This window comes from Bartonella sp. AA83SXKL, from assembly GCF_042196965.1.
GTDB lineage: Bacteria > Pseudomonadota > Alphaproteobacteria > Rhizobiales > Rhizobiaceae > Bartonella.
The window spans coordinates 434-810 of the sequence record NZ_JBHIRG010000144.1 but is presented as its reverse complement, the minus strand read 5'-3'; the positions used below and the strand labels follow the sequence as shown (position 1 = coordinate 810).

General features: G+C 41.6%; 1 pseudogene. It reads right to left on the bottom strand.

From position 1 onward, the window contains the following. Positions 1 to 377 (bottom strand): annotated as a pseudogene (locus ACFINO_RS10210) (RNA polymerase sigma factor RpoD); the annotation flags it as partial.

Below are 377 nucleotides of genomic sequence, written 5' to 3'. Positions count from 1 at the left end.
TCGCAATTTCACATAGGTTTCAGCAATAAAATCCAAAGTTTCCATAACCTGAGGACAGAGTTCATTTTCCATTGCAGCAAGCGATAAATTAACATCATCGTCTTCTTCATCATCCTCTTCGACACCTATATCTCGCGCAATATTCTCCATATCACGCATGGCAGAAGAGGACTTTTCCTCTTTTACTTTTTGGACCTCACTTCGTTCAATAACAGGAGCCTGCTTAGCTTCTGGACCTGCATAAGTCGTTTCAAGATCAATAATTTCACGCAGGAGAATACGCTGCTCTTTTAATTCTTCACGCCAGATAATAAGAGCCTGAAAAGTTAAGGGACTCTCACAAAGCCCCGCAATCATTGTTTCACGTCCTGCTTCAC